This is a genomic window from Burkholderia sp. SIMBA_062, assembly GCF_046534765.1.
GTDB lineage: Bacteria > Pseudomonadota > Gammaproteobacteria > Burkholderiales > Burkholderiaceae > Burkholderia > Burkholderia ambifaria.
On sequence record NZ_JAWRYD010000399.1, the window covers coordinates 1 to 257 of the forward strand.

Below are 257 nucleotides of genomic sequence, written 5' to 3' on the forward strand. Positions count from 1 at the left end.
AGCCAGCGCGTGACGTTGCCCAGCGAGATCACGTAGTTGCCGTGGTTCTGGAAGTTGGCGGGCAGCGCCCAGTTGGGGGTCGTGACCGCGCTCTGCTCGGACAGGAACAGGAAGCGGTCCTCCGTCACCTCGACGTCGAGCGGCGCGCCGCGTTCCTTCCAGTCGGGGAACAGTTCGGTAATCGCGCGCGGGTCCATCACCGCGCCCGACAGGATGTGCGCGCCGATCTCGGAACCCTTCTCGAGCACGCACACGCC

Annotated in this window: 1 protein-coding gene; it reads right to left on the bottom strand. The window is 67.3% G+C overall.

Translation table 11 applies throughout. The annotated features are described in order from the left end of the window. A partial coding sequence (locus SB786_RS36830; protein ID WP_410731664.1) for an NAD(P)/FAD-dependent oxidoreductase occupies nucleotides 1-257 on the bottom strand: 257 nt, incomplete at both ends.